The following is a 17,210-nucleotide window of genomic DNA, read 5'->3' as shown; positions in this document are numbered from 1 at the left end:
GAATTCGAACCAGGAGATTTAGTGACTGCTGACCTCGTCATCGTAGGATCAGGTTTTTTTGGCCTGACAATCGCAGAACAGGCCGCCACTGAGCTGGGCTTGAAGGTCGTTGTCCTCGACCGCCGCCACCACATCGGCGGAAACGCCTACAGCGAAAAAGAAGAACAGACCGGAATCGAGGTCCACCGCTACGGTGCGCATCTCTTCCACACCTCCAACGAGCGGGTCTGGGAGTATGTGAACCGCTTCACGACGTTCACGAACTACGTCCACAAGGTCTATGGCGTCCACAAGGGCGAGGTCTTTTCGCTGCCCATTAACCTGGCTACGATCAACCAATTCTTCCGCGCCAACCTCACCCCGGGGCAGGCAAAAGCCCTCATCCAGGAGCAGGCAGGCGAACTGGCGGGAACGGATCCGCAGAACCTGAACGACAAGGGCATCCAGCTCATCGGGCGGCCGCTCTACGAAGCGTTTATCAAGCACTACACGGGGAAGCAGTGGCAGACGGACCCCAAGGATCTCCCGGCCGGCATCATTTCCCGGCTTCCCGTCCGCTACAACTACGACAACCGGTACTTCAACGACAAGTACGAAGGCCTTCCGACCAACGGGTACACGGCGTGGATTGAGAAGATGGCGGAGCACCCGAACATCGAAGTCCGGCTGAACACCGACTTCTTCGACGACTCCCACGAGTACAGCAAGGACAAGGTCGTCGGCAACATCCCGGTCATCTACACCGGCCCCGTGGACCGCTACTTCGACTTTGCCGAGGGCGACCTGTCCTGGCGGACCATCGACTTCGAAGAGGAAGTCCTCGACGTCGGCGACTTCCAGGGAACCTCCGTGGTCAACTACAACGACGCGGACGTTGCCTTCACCCGCATCATCGAACCGCGGCACTTCCACCCGGAGCGGGATTACCAGAACGAAAAGACGGTCATCATGCGGGAATTCTCCCGCGCCGCGGAGAAGGGCGACGAGCCCTACTACCCCATCAACACCGCCGCGGACCGGGAACGGCTGCTGAAGTACCGCGACCTGGCGGCTGCCGAAAAGGATGTCCTGTTCGGTGGACGCCTCGGCACCTACAAGTACCTCGACATGCACATGGCCATCGGATCGGCCCTGACGATGTTCGACAACAAGATCCGTCCGCATTTTGAAAGCGGAGCAACACTTGAAAGCGGAGGTGTGGACGCATGAGCGTTTCCGCTGACCAACAGTGGATGACGCTGCAGCGGGTGATCTTACCGCCCGAGTCGCAGATGGACACGCTTTCCTTGTATGTGGATGCGGGGCCCGCCAGCGGTATACGACTCAGGGAAACTGACGAATTCTCCCGGAACCCCAAGCCGCTGGATGAAAAGCTGCATCTGGTGAGCTCCGGCGGCCACGAAGTCCACTTTGAAGACATTCTGTCGCGGCATTCCCTCAACCTGCGCGCGGGTGAACAGCTGTCGTTCGGCACGTACTACAACGCCTTCCCGGCCAGCTACTGGCGCCGGTGGACCCCGCTGCGCACAGTCAGGCTGCAGGTACGTACGAGCGGCCATGGAACGGTCACCGTCTACAAGTCGAACGCGCGTGGTACGCTCCAGCGCGTGGACGGGGCCCGGGTTAATGGTGAGGCCGTAACGGTCTTTGACCTGCCCCTCAAGCCTTTCGGCGACGGCGGCTGGTACTGGTTTGACCTTGCCTCCAGCCGTGAAGACCTCATGCTTGAGTCCGCGGAGTGGCAGGGGCCGGATCACGGACGCAAACGCGGCACCGTGACGCTTGAGATCACCACGATGAACAAGCCTGACTTCTGCCTGAACAATGCCCGGATTCTGTCCGAAAACCCGGCTGTTCTGGAACATGTCGGCGAAGTATTGATCGTGGACCAAGGAACTCAAAAGGTTGCTGCCCAGCCCGGGTTCGATGACGTCGCTGCCGCACTGGGCGGTAAATTGCGCATCATCGACCAGGAAAACCTCGGTGGCTCCGGTGGATTCGCTCGGGGAATGTACGAGGCTGTCGAAAACGGCAGCGACTACGCGCTGCTTTTGGACGACGACGTCGTCATCGAACCCGAAAGCCTCACGAGGATGCTGACCTTTTCGGACTACTGCAAGCGGCCGACCATTGTGGGTGGCCACATGTTCGATCTGCACAGCCGGACGGTCCTGCATTCCTACGGTGAAGTTGTGGATGCGTACCGCTTCCTGCCCGCCCATCCCCATGACGACATGGAAATGCGCCACGATTTCAGCCTGGCGAATCTCCGCCAGACACCGTGGCTGCACCGTCGTGTCGACGTGGACTTCAACGGATGGTGGATGTGCATGATCCCGACTTCGGTCATTCGAAGCATCGGATTGCCCCTTCCGGTCTTCATCAAGTGGGACGACATCGAGTACGGGCTCAGGGCTCATGAAGCGGGCGTCCCGACCGTCACTCTTCCCGGCTGTGGCGTATGGCACGTATCTTGGGTTGATAAGGATGACCTGGTCGGATGGCAGGCTTACTTCCACGGCCGCAACCGACTCATCGTGGGTTTGATGTACAGCACCCATGCCAAGGGTGGCCGCATGATCCGCGAGTCGTTCCAAGCCGATGTGAAGCACCTAGTGTCCATGCAGTACTTCACCGAGCACGGACGGCTGGATGCCTTGGAGGACCTTTTCGAAGGGCCTGATCAGCTGCATGAGACTCTTGGGACGAAACTGGGCGAAATCAACAGGCGGCGTGAACTGTACTCGGACGCCCTGATGCGGGAGGACATCGACGACTTCCCAGTTCCGGCGCTGGGACGCGGTCCTTCGGGTCTGCGGCCCATTGGCTTGCCCAACAAGAAGGACCTGGTTAAATGGGGCGTCAAGACGGTGGCCCGGCAGCTGGTCAGGAGTCCCGAGCCGACGTCTGAGCTGCGTCCGCAGGGCTTCCTCGCGCACCGGGATAACCGCTGGTACCGGTTGGCGCACTACGACAGCGTCGTGGTTTCCAACGCAGACGGCACCGCAGCATCCTGGTACAAGCGAAACCCTAAGCAGTTCAGAAAGATGTTGGCGGAAGCCAGCCAGCAGCACGTCCGGCTGTACAGGCAGTGGGAACAGCTGGGGCGGCAGTACCGTGAGGCGCTGCCACGGATCACTTCGTTTGAGGCATGGCGCAAGACGTTCCGGATCGGCTCTGAGGAGGGCAGCTGAGTGCCTGCTGCCTTAGATGAATTAACGCGGCCCGGCCGCGGCCGCGGCATCATTGACGTTTTCAAGCACAGGTTCCTGCTGCAGCTGCTGGTGCGCAAGGAAATCAAGATCCGCTACCGCGGCTCAGTTCTGGGACTCCTTTGGTCCTACGTCAAACCGCTGATGCAGTTCTCGATCTACTATGTGGCGCTCGGGGTCTTCCTCGGCATGCAGCGGGGGACACCGAACTATGCCATCTACCTTTTCGCGGGCATCGTGCTGGTCAACTTCTTTACTGAGTCCTTGGGCAACGCCACGCGCTCCATTGTGGACAACCGCGATCTCATCAGGAAGATTTATCTGCCCCGCGAGCTTTTCCCCGTCTCCACCGTCTGGGTTTCCGCGGTCCATCTCTTTCCGCAACTGGTCGTCCTGATCGGCGCGTGCCTCCTGGGCGGCTGGCGACCGTCAGTCTTCCAGCTTCTGGCTGTAGTAGCCGCACTCATCCTGGTGGCCACACTCGCGACTGGGCTGGGGCTGCTTTTTGGGGCAGCCAACGTTTATTTTCGTGACTCTGAGAACATTGTTGACATGATACTGATGGTGGTGACGTGGGCATCACCCGTGCTTTACGTGTGGACCATGGTTCAAGCCGTCATGGGGCAGTGGTTCTTCCTCTACATGCTCAATCCTGTGACTGTGGCCGTCGAAATATTCCATTGGGCATTCTGGTCGCCAACTTTGAATGCTGAACAGTCGAGTGCGGTTTCCATGCCCCCTGACCTGCTGTCTGTCTGGTTTCCGGCGGCTTTTGGCGTTTCGGCGGTAATTCTGGCCATCGGACAAATCGTGTTCATGAAGCTGTCCGTACACTTTGCCCAGGAGCTCTGAAATGACTGCGCCTGCAGTTCTGTCCGAAACGGTCGCCATCACGTGCCGAAACCTTCGTAAAAAATTCGTGCTGAGGCACACGCGGAGCATGAAGGAAGCGATCGTTTGGCTTCTGACCGGCCGCAAAGGCGATCTCTCCAAGAAGTTCGATGCGTTGAAGAACGTTTCTTTAGACGTCGAACAAGGCGAAACAGTTGCGCTGCTTGGTCTTAATGGATCGGGCAAATCAACGCTCCTGAAACTGATTTCCGGGGTTCTGCAGCCCGACGAGGGCACCGTGCACACGCGCGGCCGCGTGGCCGGCCTGATTGAGGTCGGCGCAGGCTTTCACCATGACTTGAGCGGGCGGGACAACGTTTATCTCAACGGAGCCATCCTGGGAATGAACGAACGCCAGATCGATGAAATGTTTGATTCCATCGTTGAATTTGCTGAAATCGGCGACTTCATTGACACCGAGGTGAAGTTCTACTCCTCCGGCATGTATCTGAAGCTGGCCTTCTCGATCGCCGTGCACACGGACCCGGAAGTCTTCCTGATCGACGAGATTCTCGCTGTGGGAGATGAGCCCTTCCAGCGGAAATGCATCGCCAAGATCAAGGAACTGGCGGCCAAGGGCAAGACGCTCTTTGTCGTCAGCCACGATCTGGACCTGGTCTCCACCGTGTGCGAGCGGGGCGTCCTGCTGGAACACGGCGAACTGAAAATGGACGGTCCTGTTCGTGACGTCGTGGCTGAACTCAGGCGCCGTTCTTCAGAATGAGGACTGCCCGGGTTGTTCCAGCGGACTCATTAGCCAGTATCCGCTAATTCAATATCGGCGCCACAGCCGGGACCACCGAACCGAGGAAGACCGAGGACTACAACAGATGGCCATGACTACAGGCAGCGGAAGAACACCTGCACAGGAAATTGGGCGCCGCAGCTTTCTGACAGCCATTGGCGCGCTGCCTCTGGTGCTCGCGGGCTGCTCAGGCGGCGAACAGGCCGTGCCGTCCGTCACTGCAAAGGCGGACGCTTTCCCGGTGACGGTGTCACACGCAATGGGAACCGCCACAATGGATGCACCGCCAGCGCGCGTTGTGGTGCTCGGAGCCATGGAAGCCGATATTTGTGCGGCACTTGGCCTCGCCCCTGTTGCCATGCCCGGACTCGGTAATTCCTCCTGGTTCCGGGCAGCGGTGTCCGAGTTCGGCGGACAGAGCCCTGCTCATCTGGATTACAGCAGTGGCCTGCCTTTGGAAACCATCCAGGAGCTCGAACCGGATTTGATCCTGGCGATGAGCGCGGTGTTGTCGAAGGAGTCATATGCGGAACTGTCTGCCTTGGCTCCGGTCGTCACCTCACAGGACAATTCGGTTGCCGATGACTGGCGGACCATGGTCGCGACTGTGGGGCGTGTCCTTGGCAGGGACGAGGCTGCCGCGTCCCTCAATCAAACGACAGAGGAGGCTGTGAAAGTCGCAGTCCAAGACTACCCCGATCTTAAGGGTGCCACCGTACTTTACCTGGAGGCATCTACCGTGGAGGGTGCGGACGTGCGGGTCCACTCGGCCTCCTCTGCGCCGGTACGGGTTTTAAGGGAATTTGGCCTTGCTGATGCCCCTGCGCTGCGACGCGCCACGGCAGGACGCCCTGCCGATGACGATTCTTTATCCGTCGTATCCCACGTCTGGCCCCGCGAGCGGACGGCCGAGCTCTCGGCAGACGTGCTGCTAGTAGCTATCACAGGCGACGAAATGTCCGAGTATCGTTCTAGCGGGGAGCTTCGCGGACTTCCGTCTTTCGGTGGCGGTGAGGTTTACTTTGTCACTGGAACCGACATCATTGCCTTGGAGACGGGTTCGCCGTTGAGCATGGAGTGGGCAGGCAGGAATCTTGTGCCGGAGCTGGCCAAAACGGCCTACCTGTCGAAAATAAAGTAGCTTCTGGCAGCCGCGGTCGGCTGCCCATCCTGCCGGGTGGGCAGCCGACCTCCGGACGGCATCTTTCAACCGCGCGGGATCATTTCACTCGCAGGCGGTCATGCGGAACAGCCGCGCATCCCCAACCTCTTTGACCAGTTCGGCTCCCGGTGCTGACGCGTCAACCAGGTCACGAAGCCCGAGCAGAGGCTCCCCCCGTGGCGTGAAGATTTCTTGATTTCCAAAGTCCAGGGCCCAATAGGCGCGGAGCTCCTTGACGGCAGGGCAAACCTTCGTGTTGTACGCAGCCTCCCCCCAGTGGTCCAGCAGCAGCTGCTCCTGATCTGTGCGGGTGCCGAAGATATGTGGCGCCAAGACGCGTCGCCCGCTGAAGGCGTAAGCGAGGGATGCGCCGGTGCGGGGATTCGCGACAATCACATCGGTGCTTGGCACTATGTCAGCAAGCTCCGAAAACAGGGCAACGTCGTCCTTCGTCAAGGGACGCGAATCGTCAGTGATGGAGAAGACGGTGGTCAGCCGCTCCTGCACCATGTAGAAGGAGCCTCCCTGGACACCTATGCCCACGGCGAGGAGAAGTACGCAGGTGATCGCGGCGGCGGAATTGGCAGGGAACCGGCCGAGAAGCCACTGCGCCGCGCCCGGCACTGTTTCAGGGGCGGTGATTGCCTTTTTCTTCAGGAAAATAACCAGGTGCCGGGCCCGCACTATGACCCATTCTGTACCCAAAACGACGACGGGCAAAGTGACCAAGGGCATGAGTGCTGCCAGGCGGTTGCTGTCCCTGTACCAAACGCCGGTGAGGAAATTCCGAAAATCCCCATCGATCCAGCTCGAAGCCACGAGGAACAGGAGGGCGCCGATCAGGTATAGGCCGGCAAGCGGCCACAAGCGTCCGAAATCGGAAGCTATGACGTACAAGCCGATTACGGTCAGAAGCAAAAGAACCCAGGCTGTGGTGGCCCCCATCTGAGCGCTGCCCAGGATCTCGCCCAGGGCACGGGCGTTGGTTTGAAAGGCTGTCCAACCGGAGGAGGCAAGGTCTGGGCGGACGGTGATCCATACGGCAAGCGTCACGAAGATGTAGCAAGCGGTTAGAATGAGCCACTTCCGGGCCGCATTTTTCGTTTCCAGACCTCTGCGAGCGGCGAGCCAGGCCTTGAGGCACGCCCCCACTACCGCTGGACCTGCGAAGGCAAGAAGGGCAACAACGGCACTGGGGTGTGTCAGCGCAAGGCCAGGCACCGTGGCTGTAAGCGCCAAGAGGGCAGGAATACGCGACGCGCCGGCAGCGCGCGACATGCCAAGAGCCTCGATGGCGACAGCAAGTGCGGCCGGAAGCAGGGCTAGGGCGGCGTGATACGGGTAGAGCACCCCGTACGCCACCATGAGATAGGGAAACGCGCTGAACCCCGCGGAGAGGAATCCGGCCGCGACCAAGGGCACGGGGCGGTAACCGATCACCCGGCTGATAAGGAATAGACACGAGAGGGGCCAAACTATGGCACCGGTGACAAGGGCGCCAATGTTGACGGCAACCATGACCGACGGGGCGCCCAGCATCAGCACAAGGGCCATTGCGTCGTGCATGGCAGCCGGATAGAGAGCCTTGGACGCCTCCGTCAGGTTCCCGAGGGTAAGCGTGGACCCATTTTGAGTCTCAGCGATGTGGCGGACGGCGTTCAAGTGGTAGATGTTGTCGAAAGATTCCGAAAAGCTCTCCGGTGAACCGAAGCCGGAAAGGTAACGCCATCCAATGATCAGTGCAGGAAACGCGACGGCGAGGGGTACCGCGAAACGAGCCAGACGTGGGGCGGTGTAGGAGGAGAGCGCGAAGTTCGCCTCCAGACTCAATCCCTCCCGGACTGAGTCCGTTGCGTCGCGTCGCCGCCGGAGAACGAACCGTGCGGCCACGACCAGTGCCGCGAGAACGAGTGAGATGGCGAAGTAGGAGATCGGGTTAAAGGGAAGGTGCAGGTAGGGAAGAACCACGGCGACGGAGCCGGCTACTGACGCCGAAACCGGGGCCGCCAGCGCTGCAAGATTCAGCCGGCGCACACCCGCAGCGGCCAGGATTGCGAGGCCCGGCACGAAGTAAACCACTAGTGTTGCTGCGAGCGTCGGGAAGGTTTCCCACCAAGTCATCAATCAAGCTCCTCAAAAGTCACTCTCAACCTTACAAGGATGTCCAGCGGCCCAAGAACTGAGGGTGTGGGGCGGCTGCTTGCAGTTGGCGCCCGTAATTGAGAACGGCTCGGATTGGTATAGTTGTCCATCATGGGTAACTCACAGCGTTCTGGCGTGCTCATTGTCATGCCAGCGTGGAACGAAGCAGAAGCGATTGGAAACACCATCCGTAACGTGCTTTCTGTGGTTCCGCAACACCATGTCCTGGTCGTCGATGACGGCTCGAAGGATGATACGCCGAGGATTGCCCAAGAGGCGGGCGCAACAGTGCTGAAGCTGCCGTTCAACCTGGGAGTGGGTGGCGCCATGCGGGCAGGCTTCAAATACGCCCTGCGCAACCGCTACGCGGCCGTGATCCAGGTGGACGCCGACGGGCAGCACGATCCTCACGACATCGACAGGGTGCTTGCTGGCCTACAGAATGCCGACATATCGATCGGGGCCAGGTTTGCCGGACGCGGCAGCTACGGGGCCAAGGGCCCGCGCCGGTGGGCGATGTTCTTTCTCGCCAAGGTGATCTCCGGCATCGCAGGAACCCAGCTCACAGACGTGACGTCAGGTTTCCGGGCGGCCAATGAGAGGGCCATCCGGCAGTACATCTCCCATTTTCCCGCCGAGTATCTTGGCGACACCATTGACTCCTTGGTGGTCGCGATAAAGTCGGGCTGCACAGTGACTCAGGTACCCGTTGAAATGAAGGCCCGCCAGGCTGGAACGCCGAGTCAAGGCCCGATCAAGGCCTCAATTTACTTGGCACGATCAGGCTTGGTACTGTGTTTTGCTCTTGCTCGGCGCAGAACACCACGAGCCGCAGAACTACAGGCGCCGCTGTCCGGCGACATCGCCGGAGAGGGAAGTGCCTAAGGAATGAATGTCGCAGGCTCATTGATCCTGGCCATCGTTATGGTCGCCGTCGTTCTTGTCATGCTGCGGAACGGGCGTCTCAGGGAGAAATACGCGATCCTTTGGCTGGTCATTGGCGGCCTGACCATTATTTTGGGTCTGTTCCCCCGATTGCTCAACTGGGCAGCCGCGGTTGTAGGCATTGTCGTTCCGGCTAACCTGCTTTTTTCACTGTCGATCCTGCTGCTGGTCGGCGTGAGCCTTCATGTCTCCCGCGAACTGACCATCCTGGAGGACGAAACCAGAATTCTGGCTGAGGAAGTGGCCCTTCTCCGTGCTGGCGTCGAGCAACTGCAAGGACAGATCAGTTCGACCCAGCACACGATAGAAGACGGCCCTACCGGGCACGGAACCCCGCCAACCGAGAGAAGATGACAATGACGATTGACGTAATGTTTCCGTACTACGGTGACGTGGCCATGATGAAGGCAGCTGTCGCCTCCGTGCTGTCTCAGGACGACACTGACTTCCGCTTCACCATCGTGGATGACGGCTACCCGGATGACACACTCCCGGCCTACTTCAAGGAGCTGGTCGACTCCGATGACCGCGTGCGTTATTACCGGAATGAAGAGAACCTCGGTGCCAACGGCAATTACAAGAAGTGCGTCAGTCTCGTAGAGCACGACATCGTCGTCATCATGGGCGCCGATGACATCATGCTCCCGAATTACATAGGAACCGTGCGCAAGGCCTTTCAGGATCCCGCCGTCAGTATCGTTCAGCCGGGTGTGGAAGTCATCGACGAGAACGGCGCGGTTTACGCCCCGCTGGGTGACAATGTAAAGCAGTACCTGCGCCGGAGGCTCGTCGGCAAGGCCTCGGAGGCAATCGTCTTCGGAGAAGCAGTTGCGGAGAGCCTGCTGGTGGGGGACTGGCTGTACTTCCCGTCTGTGGCCTGGCGCTCCGGCGCCGTCAAGAAACACGACTTCCGTCCCCAGTACGACGTCGTCCAGGATCTTGCCCTCGCCATCGACATCATCGTCAGCGGGGGAAAGATGGCGGTTCTGGACACCGTCTGCTTCCAGTACCGGCGACACAGGGAGTCGGACTCCTCCGTCCGTGCTCTGGACGGCCGGCGCTTCGCTGAAGAGCGTGCGTTCTTTGACGAATGCGTGCAGGACTTCAGCCGCATCGGGTGGGATAAGGCGGCCAGATCTGCGCGGTGGCACCTGACGTCACGGCTCAACGCGGCATCATTGACGCCGAAGGTGATATCCAAGGGCATGTGGCCGGGTCTGCGCAGGCTCGCGGCGCACGCCGTTCGTCCCTAAAGCTGCAATACAGGCATCCACCCGTTCCCGGGAAGACCCTTCCACCATCAATCCAAGGTGCCACTTACAACACATGGACATCCAGAATCATTATTACGGCCACTCAGCTGTCTTCGCCCGCTACTGCGGGATGAAGCGTATCCGGCACGTGTCCGGGCTCATCCAGCACGGGTGGACGGTCAGCAGCCCTGTGACGGCACAGTTTGGAGACTTCGCCCGTTGGGGGCCAGCTCGGCGGCGGTTGTCCTGGACCAGCACGTCAAGGGGCTGGAGTCCTCAGGATCCCGGAAACTTCCATGCGGATGGGACCAACATGCTCACGGCTGTTGGTGCTCCCTACCTGTACCTGCTGGATGCCGCAAGGAAAGAGAACGCCCTGCCCGAACGCGGGGAACGCGCACTGGTCCTCCCGCTTCACGGCACTGCGCTCCTTAAGGTGGACGGTGACCACGAGGCCTATGCACGGACAGTTCTCGAAAAGGACGGACCGGCAACTGTCTGCCTGCACATCGACGATTTACATAACGACGAGATCCTCACCGCATGGCAGTCCGCCGGACACAAGGTCATCAGCGCGGGCGACCGTCGCGATCCGCAGTTCATCGGCAGGATTCTGTGGATGATGGCCGAGGCGCGCCGCGTAGTGTCCAACCGACTGTCGACGTCCATCATGTATGCTGCCGTCAGCGGTGCGGACGTTGCTGTTTACGGACCTGACTTTCTGCTGGGCCACAACGCCGCAGCCGATCCAGGCTTGGTAATGCGTGATTTATGGCCCGAGTTCTACGACGAAAACACGCCGCAACATGTGCTGACCAAATTAGCAGAGGCCGAATTGGGCCGCGACGATATGCGGTCGCCGGAGGAACTTTCGCACTTGCTCGGCTGGGACTCACATACCGCCGTGCCGTTCCTCGAATACTGGGCCAGCGGTCCTGTAACGAAAGCTCAGCATGTCCTGGGACTCAAGAAGGTCCCGGAGGGCGCGCACGCCACGGAGTCAGGTCTGTCACCTTGGCACTGGATCCGGCATCCGCTCAAGCACCTGCCGTCTCCGCTGCCTACCCTTCCGGCAGCCACGGCCGTAGAGCCATTACATCCGTAACGGCTTTTGTACCCGTAGCAGGCCTGGCCTTCGCCAAGGCCTGCTACCAGGCGCTCCAGCCGCCGTCGACGGGAATCGTCTGGCCCGTGACGTAGCGTGATGCGTCCGACGCCAGCCAGACAACGACACCGCGGAAGTCATCCTCGGTGGCCATCCGGCGGAGCGGTGTCAGTTTCTCGTACCTTTCGGTGAAAGTGTCCGCTTGCCCCCGCGCAATCCCGCCGGGCGCAAAGGCGTTCACTCGGATTCTCGGCGCAAGCACCGTGGAAAGATAGCGGGTCAGCTGGACCACGCCCCCCTTCGTTGCCCCGTACGCGGCCGGGTTGCCCATCGGCGTTCCCTCGTAGAGCCCCATGTTGGGTCCGACGATGCCATAGATGGACGATACGTTGATGATGGACGCCCCGGGGCTTTCTGCGAGCTTCGGGGCAAGGCCGCGTACCAAGGAGAACGGCACCCGTAGATTCAGTGAGGACGCCAGCTCAAAAGCCTCGTCGGTCTGTTCCTCGAAAGGCACCGCATAACCCGGTACCCCGGACGTGCCGGTGAACGCCGCGTTATTGACCAGGATGTCCAGCCGTCCGTCGATGGACTGTACCAGTTTCGCCGGTCCGTCCGGCTCCAGGAGGTTGGAACGGATGCCGCGGGCCGCTGTGCCGTGACGCTCACCCAGGTCCGCCGCGACTCTCTGGCAGGCGTCGTCGTCGATGTCCGAAACAATAACGTCCGCCCCTTGCCCGGCTAGCGCGTCGGCGAGCACGGCCCCGAGCGGGCCGGCCCCGCCGGTGACGAGCGCTGTCCTGCCTTTGAGGGAAAACAGATCTTCCGTGCTCATTCGCGGTGCCCTCCATTCATCGATTCATCATGTGGGGGGATTGCTGGGTTTCCGGTGCTGCCGCCATATCCTGGAAGTGGTGCCAAACCTGCCGTGACCACTGCCTCGACGAGACGGAATTCCTTTTCATCGTCAATGCTGAAGGCATGGGTCTCGGGGATTTCGACAAAGCCGTGGCGTCCCTCGTCGAACCAGCTCTTCTCGAGGCGCCGGATGAACTCGGCGCGCCACACGTAGAAGCTTCCGTTAATCCGCAGGAACCGGGAAACGTCCTGGCGGCGGACGACTCCGGTTCCGTCAGGGGAGTACCGCTGAAGTTCCAGGCTGCCTTCCGAAACGGGCTTGACGCCCACCCACGCGGGATTGAAAAAAGGTTCTGACACCGAGACAACGCCGTCAAGCTCCTCGTGTGCTCCCAGGGTTTCTATGGCCTGATTGACCAGTTCGGGGGTCCGCGTCGGGCTTGTGGGGTCCAGGAGCAGCACCATGTCGTAGGCGGCACCGTCAATGTCTTCCATGGCGGCGAGGGCATGCCGCAGGACAACACTCATGGGTGCCGTGTCGTTGGCCAGGTCGGCTGGTCGAATGAAGGGGACGTCCGCTCCGGCCGCGGCAGCGGCGGCCGCAATGTCGGCGTCGTCGGTGGAAACAATGCAGCGCACACTATTACCAAGCATCGAAGCGAGGGCGACACTGTGTGCCAGCAGCGGTTTGCCGAACAGCGGCCTGATGTTCTTGCCGGGCAGCCCTTTGGAGCCACCGCGCGCGGGGATCACCGCAAGGACTCTGGGCGCGGAAATTCGTTGATTCATTCTCTACTTCAGCCTCGTCATCTGATCGCGTGTTGCTGGCCCGCGGCGCGGTATCACCACACTACCTTTTCGCTTTGTCCGGAAGCCGACGATGCGCGGGCTGCATCGCAGATCGCTACAGCCAGGACTCCGTCCTCCAGCGTTGCTGGCTTGAAGACGCCCATCGTGTTGCTGGGGACACGTCCGCTTTTCTCGAGGACAGCCATACTCTGGCGGGCCAGCACAGTGTCGACGTCGGCGTCGGACTTAAACGCTGCTGTCGAGGAGGCAACGCCTCCGTCACACTCCTCGTCCGGCCATTGCAGGACCACGTGGTTCCGAACGACGTCCCAGGTGATAGCGGCCCGGTTTGTCGCTACACGGATGCTTCGGGTCTTGACGGGGGTCACGTAGTCCAAGCGGAGGTGTACGGCCGCATTCTCTCCCCAGATAATGTCTGCTGCCTCTTCGGCTTCTATGCCGAGGATGCCGTGCCCCAGTGCCGCCCGCAGCCGCTTTGGCGTTCCGAGGAGTAGCGCGGGGTAATCAATGTCATGAACCAGGTCCCGCAGAGCCCCGCCTTCGTCTTTGCGCGCAGAGTAGCTGTTCCGGTAGTCCCGTCCCGGCCTCCAAGATGGCAGCCAGGACTGGGAGACGATCTGTGCGCTCGTCACAGGGCCCAGGCGTGGCAGGACATCAGCGGTCAGGGCGAAGCCCTGGTGAAATCGAAGCGGCGCGCTTACCGTCACCGTGGCTGAGCCCGGATGGCTGCACAGCGCCGCGGCGGCAAAGGCACTCGGAGCCACAGGTTTCTCCACGAGTACGGCGCCTGGTGAATGATCGAGGGCCTCCAGGGCATCAGGCACATGCCGGTCCGTGTCAGTGGCAACGATGACCAGGTCGAGAGGTTCCGTCGGGTAACAGTTAACGAGCCGCGCGGTGTCGGGGATGTCCTGGCGGTCTGCCAGCGTTCCGACAGGGCGTACCGGCCAGGCAAACAGTTCCTCGACGCCCATCGCGCGCAGCACCCTCAAATGCCTGGCGCCGATGGACCCCGTCCCGCGTACCAGCGCCCGCACCGGACGCTCGGTCGAGGGGCGCAGTCCCGGCGAGGAGATACTCCCCATCACCTCAGAGTCGCCCAAGTATGATGTGAAAGTCATCCTGCCACTCTATTCTCTAAGGCGCTGCGACAATAAATGGACGAGCTGAACCAAGGCAAGGCAGCATGGCTCATTATCGGGGCGTCCGGGCATGCCCGGAGCCTCGCTTCCGTTATCCGGGGCCGGGGCGACACGATCGCCGCCGTCAGCGACGGCACTTTCAGGCAAGCTTCGCACCAGGAGCTTGCTGGACGCAGGGAGCTGGAGCCGTTTCTCAGCGAGGGCGTCCCGCGGCCGCAATTCTTCAGTGACGATGAAAGCGCTTTGGCATTCGCGCGGGACCGTGCACTGTTTATTACCGTCGGTATTGGTGAAAACACCGTCCGGACGAGGATAGCTTCGTCTGTCCTGAAGGACCCGCGACACCTGCCGCTTGTTCCGCCTCTGGTTGCTGCGTCCGCCACGATTGACTCCACGGCAGAAATCGGTCTGCTGAGCCAGATTTGCGAGCAGGCGCATGTGGGGCCCCTCGCCGTCATCGGTTGTGCCTCGCTCATCAATACCGGGGCGGTGGTTGAACATGAAGCCGAGGTGGGGGCCGGCAGCCATGTTGCTCCGGGGGCTGTGCTCCTAGGTGCTGCCGCCATTGGCGAACAGGTTTTTCTTGGCTCAGGCGCACGCGTCCTGCCCGGTGTCTCGGTGGGCGACTTCGCGATACTTGGCGCCGGGGCAGTGGCCACGCGGCCATTGGCAGGTATGGCAACATATGTGGGAATGCCCGCGCAGCCACTCGTCTCCATGAAAGGTCCAACCCATTGATTCAAGACCAAGAATTGACTTCTGTTCAGTTCGGCCCGCACCGTATCGGCCCCGACGAGGAAGTCTTCATCATCGCCGAGGCGGGCGTCAATCACGACGGTGACGTGGCAGTTGCCCATGAACTGATCGACATGGCTGCCGACACCGGCGCCAACGCGGTGAAGTTCCAGACCTTCAAGCCTGAATCCCTGGTCACGGAAGCTGCCGACACCACGCCGTACCAGAAAAAGGCCGGGTTCGCGGAGTCCCAGTCCGAGATGCTGAGGCGCCTGACGCTGCCGGAGACCGCCTGGGTCGAGTTGAGGGATCACTGTACCGAGCGGGGGATCACGTTCCTTTCCACTCCCTTCGACTATGACAGCGCACGGATGCTTGCAGATATTGGTGTTCCGGGACTCAAGATCGGTTCCGGCGAACTGACGAACACCCCCTACCTGGCCGCCATTGCGGAATTCGGCATTCCGATGATCGTGTCCACGGGGATGGGAACCCGGGAAGAGATCGCCGCGGCGCTCGAGGCGACGGCCAAGGCGCCCGCGACCGTCCTGCTGCACTGCGTCTCTGCCTACCCCGCACCGTTGGACGAGGCCAACCTGCTCGCCATCCCCGCGATGCGGAAGGAATTCGGCGTCGAGGTCGGCTGGTCCGACCACACGCCGGGCTCCCTGACGGCCATCGCGGCCACTGCGCTGGGCTCGACGCTGTTGGAAAAGCACATCACCACCGACAAGACACGCAACGGTCCGGACCACTCCGCGTCGCTGGAGCGCGCCGAGTTCGAGGACTACGTGCGCTCGGTTCGTGACGTCTACCGGGCACTGGGAGACGGCAACAAGCGCAGGATGCCCAGCGAGGAAGCCAACGCCGGGCTGGTGCGGCGCTCCTTCCACGCCGTCCGGGACATCGCCGCAGGTGCCGTGATCACCGAGGCCGACGTCGCCATCCTCCGCCCAGAGGGCGGACTCCTGCCGTCCGCCCACGTGGTCGGCCGCTCCGCAGGCCGTGCCATCAAGGCCGGAACGCCGATGACCGCCGAAGACCTGGCCTGACATGCGGGTGCTGGGGTTCGTAGGGACGCGGGCGGATCTCTTCCCACTCGCCCCGGTCCTTGTCCAGCTGGCCGGAAATCCCGACGTCGAGTTGCACGTGGCAACCGCTGTCGGGTTCCCGGCCGGGACAGCTGCCAGCCGGCTGCGGGAGGCAGGACTCGAGGACGGCGCCTTCGTGCACCATGACCTGGGGCTCCACCTGGATGACACCTCCGCCCTCGGCCAGCTGGCGCTGGGACCGAAACTGTCCGGGAACATGGCCGAGCTGATTCAGCGCAGCCAGCCAGACGCCGTCGTTGTTCTTGGTGACCGCTGGGAGCTGCTCTACGTGGTGCCGGCAGTTGTTGTCTCGGGCGTAAGGCTGGTGCATCTCCATGGCGGGGAAGTCACCGAAGGGGCGCTCGATGAGCGCGTCCGGCACGCGGTGACCAAACTGGCGGACCAGCACTGTGTGAGCACGGCCGGGGCCGCACGCCGGGTGGCTCAGCTTGGCGAATCGCCGGAACGGATTCATCAGACAGGTGCCCCCGGGCTGGACCGCTTCAGGGAGCCGAACCCCCTGACAGATGACGAGTTCCAGGCAGAGTTCGGCCGGCCCCTGATCCGTCCGCTGCTGATGGTCACGTACCACCCGCCCACAGCCGAGATGTCCGGGGACGCCGGCGCGTTGGCACGGCAGGTATTCGACGAGTCCATTGCCGCCGCAGGCACCGCCATTCTGACATATCCGGGTTTTGACGCCGGGCGGCACGAAATCGTGGCAGAACTTGAAGAGATTGCCGCCAGCGGCACCGCGATCGTGCGGGAAAGCCTGGGGCCGCTTTACCCCCGCGTCATGGCCACCATCGATGCCCTGGTGGGCAATTCCTCCTCGGGCATTCTTGAGGCTGCAACGTTCTCCGTGCCGGTCGTCAACGTCGGAGATCGGCAAAAAGGCCGCGAAAGCGGCGCCAATGTCATCCACTGCCGCGACGAGCGTCCGGGGATCCACGCTAGTATTGAAATGGCTTTGAGCGCGGAGTTCCAGGATTTGTCCCGTCAGGTGGTCAATCCGTACGGGGACTCGCATTCGTCGGAACGGATCGAACGCGTAGTGGTTGGCAGCGGACGGACGCCGTTAACCAAGGCCTTCATTGACATCGGCGCTGGAGAATGACA

At 61.5% G+C, this 17,210-nt stretch carries 16 protein-coding genes; 12 read left to right on the top strand and 4 right to left on the bottom strand.

The window, feature by feature from the left end:
- The first annotated feature begins 21 nt into the window (after positions 1-21).
- From glf to AC3A3W_RS14870, 5 genes are all read left to right on the top strand, one after another.
- Complete coding sequence (gene glf, locus AC3A3W_RS14890; RefSeq protein ID WP_487443801.1) at positions 22-1,209, top strand: UDP-galactopyranose mutase; 1,188 nt, start codon at positions 22-24, stop codon at positions 1,207-1,209.
- Positions 1,206-3,194, top strand: a complete 1,989-nt coding sequence (locus tag AC3A3W_RS14885; RefSeq protein WP_487443800.1) for a glycosyltransferase — start codon at positions 1,206-1,208, stop codon at positions 3,192-3,194. The genes glf and AC3A3W_RS14885 overlap by 4 nt, the downstream gene beginning before the upstream one ends.
- On the top strand, positions 3,195-4,064 hold the full coding sequence (locus AC3A3W_RS14880) for an ABC transporter permease (RefSeq protein ID WP_487443799.1): 870 nt from the start codon (positions 3,195-3,197) through the stop codon (positions 4,062-4,064).
- A gap of 1 nt (position 4,065) precedes the next feature.
- The gene (locus AC3A3W_RS14875; protein ID WP_487443798.1) at positions 4,066-4,827 is read left to right on the top strand and encodes an ABC transporter ATP-binding protein; all 762 of its coding nucleotides are present in this window, start codon (positions 4,066-4,068) and stop codon (positions 4,825-4,827) included.
- Positions 4,828-4,933: 106 nt separating this feature from the next.
- Positions 4,934-5,989 carry an ABC transporter substrate-binding protein gene (locus AC3A3W_RS14870; protein WP_487443797.1) on the top strand — a complete coding sequence of 352 codons (1,056 nt, stop codon included), beginning with the start codon at positions 4,934-4,936 and terminating at the stop codon, positions 5,987-5,989.
- A gap of 84 nt (positions 5,990-6,073) precedes the next feature.
- On the opposite strand, the gene AC3A3W_RS14865 is transcribed toward AC3A3W_RS14870, so the two are convergent.
- Positions 6,074-8,131 (bottom strand): DUF6541 family protein, encoded by a 2,058-nt coding sequence (locus tag AC3A3W_RS14865; RefSeq protein ID WP_487443796.1) that lies wholly within the window; start codon positions 8,129-8,131, stop codon positions 6,074-6,076.
- Positions 8,132-8,299: 168 nt separating this feature from the next.
- Between AC3A3W_RS14865 and AC3A3W_RS14860 the strand changes: the two genes are divergently transcribed.
- From AC3A3W_RS14860 to AC3A3W_RS14845, 4 genes are all read left to right on the top strand, one after another.
- Positions 8,300-9,037: a glycosyltransferase family 2 protein gene (locus AC3A3W_RS14860; RefSeq protein ID WP_487443876.1), complete on the top strand. Its 738-nt coding sequence runs from the start codon at positions 8,300-8,302 to the stop codon at positions 9,035-9,037.
- A gap of 3 nt (positions 9,038-9,040) precedes the next feature.
- A complete protein-coding gene (locus tag AC3A3W_RS14855; protein ID WP_487443795.1) occupies positions 9,041-9,451 on the top strand; it encodes a DUF2304 domain-containing protein in 411 nt (136 codons plus the stop codon).
- Between the two features lie 2 nt (positions 9,452-9,453).
- Positions 9,454-10,350: a glycosyltransferase family 2 protein gene (locus AC3A3W_RS14850; protein ID WP_487443794.1), complete on the top strand. Its 897-nt coding sequence runs from the start codon at positions 9,454-9,456 to the stop codon at positions 10,348-10,350.
- Between the two features lie 313 nt (positions 10,351-10,663).
- Entirely contained in the window at positions 10,664-11,455 is a 792-nt protein-coding gene (locus AC3A3W_RS14845) for a hypothetical protein (RefSeq protein ID WP_487443793.1), read from the top strand.
- Between the two features lie 43 nt (positions 11,456-11,498).
- Here AC3A3W_RS14845 and AC3A3W_RS14840 read toward each other — a convergent pair whose 3' ends face one another.
- The 3 genes from AC3A3W_RS14840 to AC3A3W_RS14830 are packed head-to-tail and all read right to left on the bottom strand — an operon-like array spanning position 11,499 to position 14,244.
- Positions 11,499-12,290 (bottom strand): SDR family oxidoreductase, encoded by a 792-nt coding sequence (locus AC3A3W_RS14840; RefSeq protein WP_487443792.1) that lies wholly within the window; start codon positions 12,288-12,290, stop codon positions 11,499-11,501.
- A complete protein-coding gene (locus AC3A3W_RS14835; protein ID WP_487443791.1) occupies positions 12,287-13,102 on the bottom strand; it encodes an acylneuraminate cytidylyltransferase family protein in 816 nt (271 codons plus the stop codon). Before AC3A3W_RS14835 ends, AC3A3W_RS14840 begins: the two co-directional genes overlap by 4 nt.
- 53 nt (positions 13,103-13,155) lie before the next feature.
- Entirely contained in the window at positions 13,156-14,244 is a 1,089-nt protein-coding gene (locus AC3A3W_RS14830) for a Gfo/Idh/MocA family oxidoreductase (protein ID WP_487443790.1), read from the bottom strand.
- A 36-nt stretch (positions 14,245-14,280) separates the two neighbouring features.
- Here AC3A3W_RS14830 and AC3A3W_RS14825 point away from each other — a divergent pair, with 36 nt between their 5' ends.
- The 3 genes from AC3A3W_RS14825 to neuC are packed head-to-tail and all read left to right on the top strand — an operon-like array spanning position 14,281 to position 17,208.
- Positions 14,281-15,003, top strand: a complete 723-nt coding sequence (locus AC3A3W_RS14825) for a PglD-related sugar-binding protein (RefSeq protein ID WP_487443789.1) — start codon at positions 14,281-14,283, stop codon at positions 15,001-15,003.
- Positions 15,004-15,017: 14 nt separating this feature from the next.
- On the top strand, positions 15,018-16,052 hold the full coding sequence (locus AC3A3W_RS14820; RefSeq protein ID WP_487443788.1) for an N-acetylneuraminate synthase family protein: 1,035 nt from the start codon (positions 15,018-15,020) through the stop codon (positions 16,050-16,052).
- 1 nt (position 16,053) lies between these two features.
- On the top strand, positions 16,054-17,208 hold the full coding sequence (gene neuC, locus AC3A3W_RS14815; protein WP_487443787.1) for a UDP-N-acetylglucosamine 2-epimerase: 1,155 nt from the start codon (positions 16,054-16,056) through the stop codon (positions 17,206-17,208).
- The last annotated feature ends 2 nt before the right edge of the window (positions 17,209-17,210 follow it).

This window comes from Arthrobacter sp. Soil_N43 (genome assembly GCF_057655195.1).
This window is presented reverse-complemented; position numbering and strand designations above follow the sequence as displayed.

Bases quoted from the DNA above. Each gene is read 5' to 3' on its own strand.
- AC3A3W_RS14885 (WP_487443800.1), top strand. From the start codon at position 1,206: ATGAGCGTTTCCGCTGACCAACAGTGGATGACGCTGCAGCGGGTGATC.
- AC3A3W_RS14875 (WP_487443798.1), top strand. From the start codon at position 4,066: ATGACTGCGCCTGCAGTTCTGTCCGAAACGGTCGCCATCACGTGCCGA.
- AC3A3W_RS14870 (WP_487443797.1), top strand. From the start codon at position 4,934: ATGGCCATGACTACAGGCAGCGGAAGAACACCTGCACAGGAAATTGGG.
- AC3A3W_RS14865 (WP_487443796.1), bottom strand. From the start codon at position 8,131: ATGACTTGGTGGGAAACCTTCCCGACGCTCGCAGCAACACTAGTGGTT.
- AC3A3W_RS14860 (WP_487443876.1), top strand. From the start codon at position 8,300: ATGCCAGCGTGGAACGAAGCAGAAGCGATTGGAAACACCATCCGTAAC.
- AC3A3W_RS14855 (WP_487443795.1), top strand. From the start codon at position 9,041: ATGAATGTCGCAGGCTCATTGATCCTGGCCATCGTTATGGTCGCCGTC.
- AC3A3W_RS14850 (WP_487443794.1), top strand. From the start codon at position 9,454: ATGACGATTGACGTAATGTTTCCGTACTACGGTGACGTGGCCATGATG.
- AC3A3W_RS14845 (WP_487443793.1), top strand. From the start codon at position 10,664: ATGCTCACGGCTGTTGGTGCTCCCTACCTGTACCTGCTGGATGCCGCA.
- AC3A3W_RS14840 (WP_487443792.1), bottom strand. From the start codon at position 12,290: ATGAGCACGGAAGATCTGTTTTCCCTCAAAGGCAGGACAGCGCTCGTC.
- AC3A3W_RS14835 (WP_487443791.1), bottom strand. From the start codon at position 13,102: ATGAATCAACGAATTTCCGCGCCCAGAGTCCTTGCGGTGATCCCCGCG.
- AC3A3W_RS14830 (WP_487443790.1), bottom strand. From the start codon at position 14,244: ATGACTTTCACATCATACTTGGGCGACTCTGAGGTGATGGGGAGTATC.
- AC3A3W_RS14825 (WP_487443789.1), top strand. From the start codon at position 14,281: ATGGACGAGCTGAACCAAGGCAAGGCAGCATGGCTCATTATCGGGGCG.
- neuC (WP_487443787.1), top strand. From the start codon at position 16,054: ATGCGGGTGCTGGGGTTCGTAGGGACGCGGGCGGATCTCTTCCCACTC.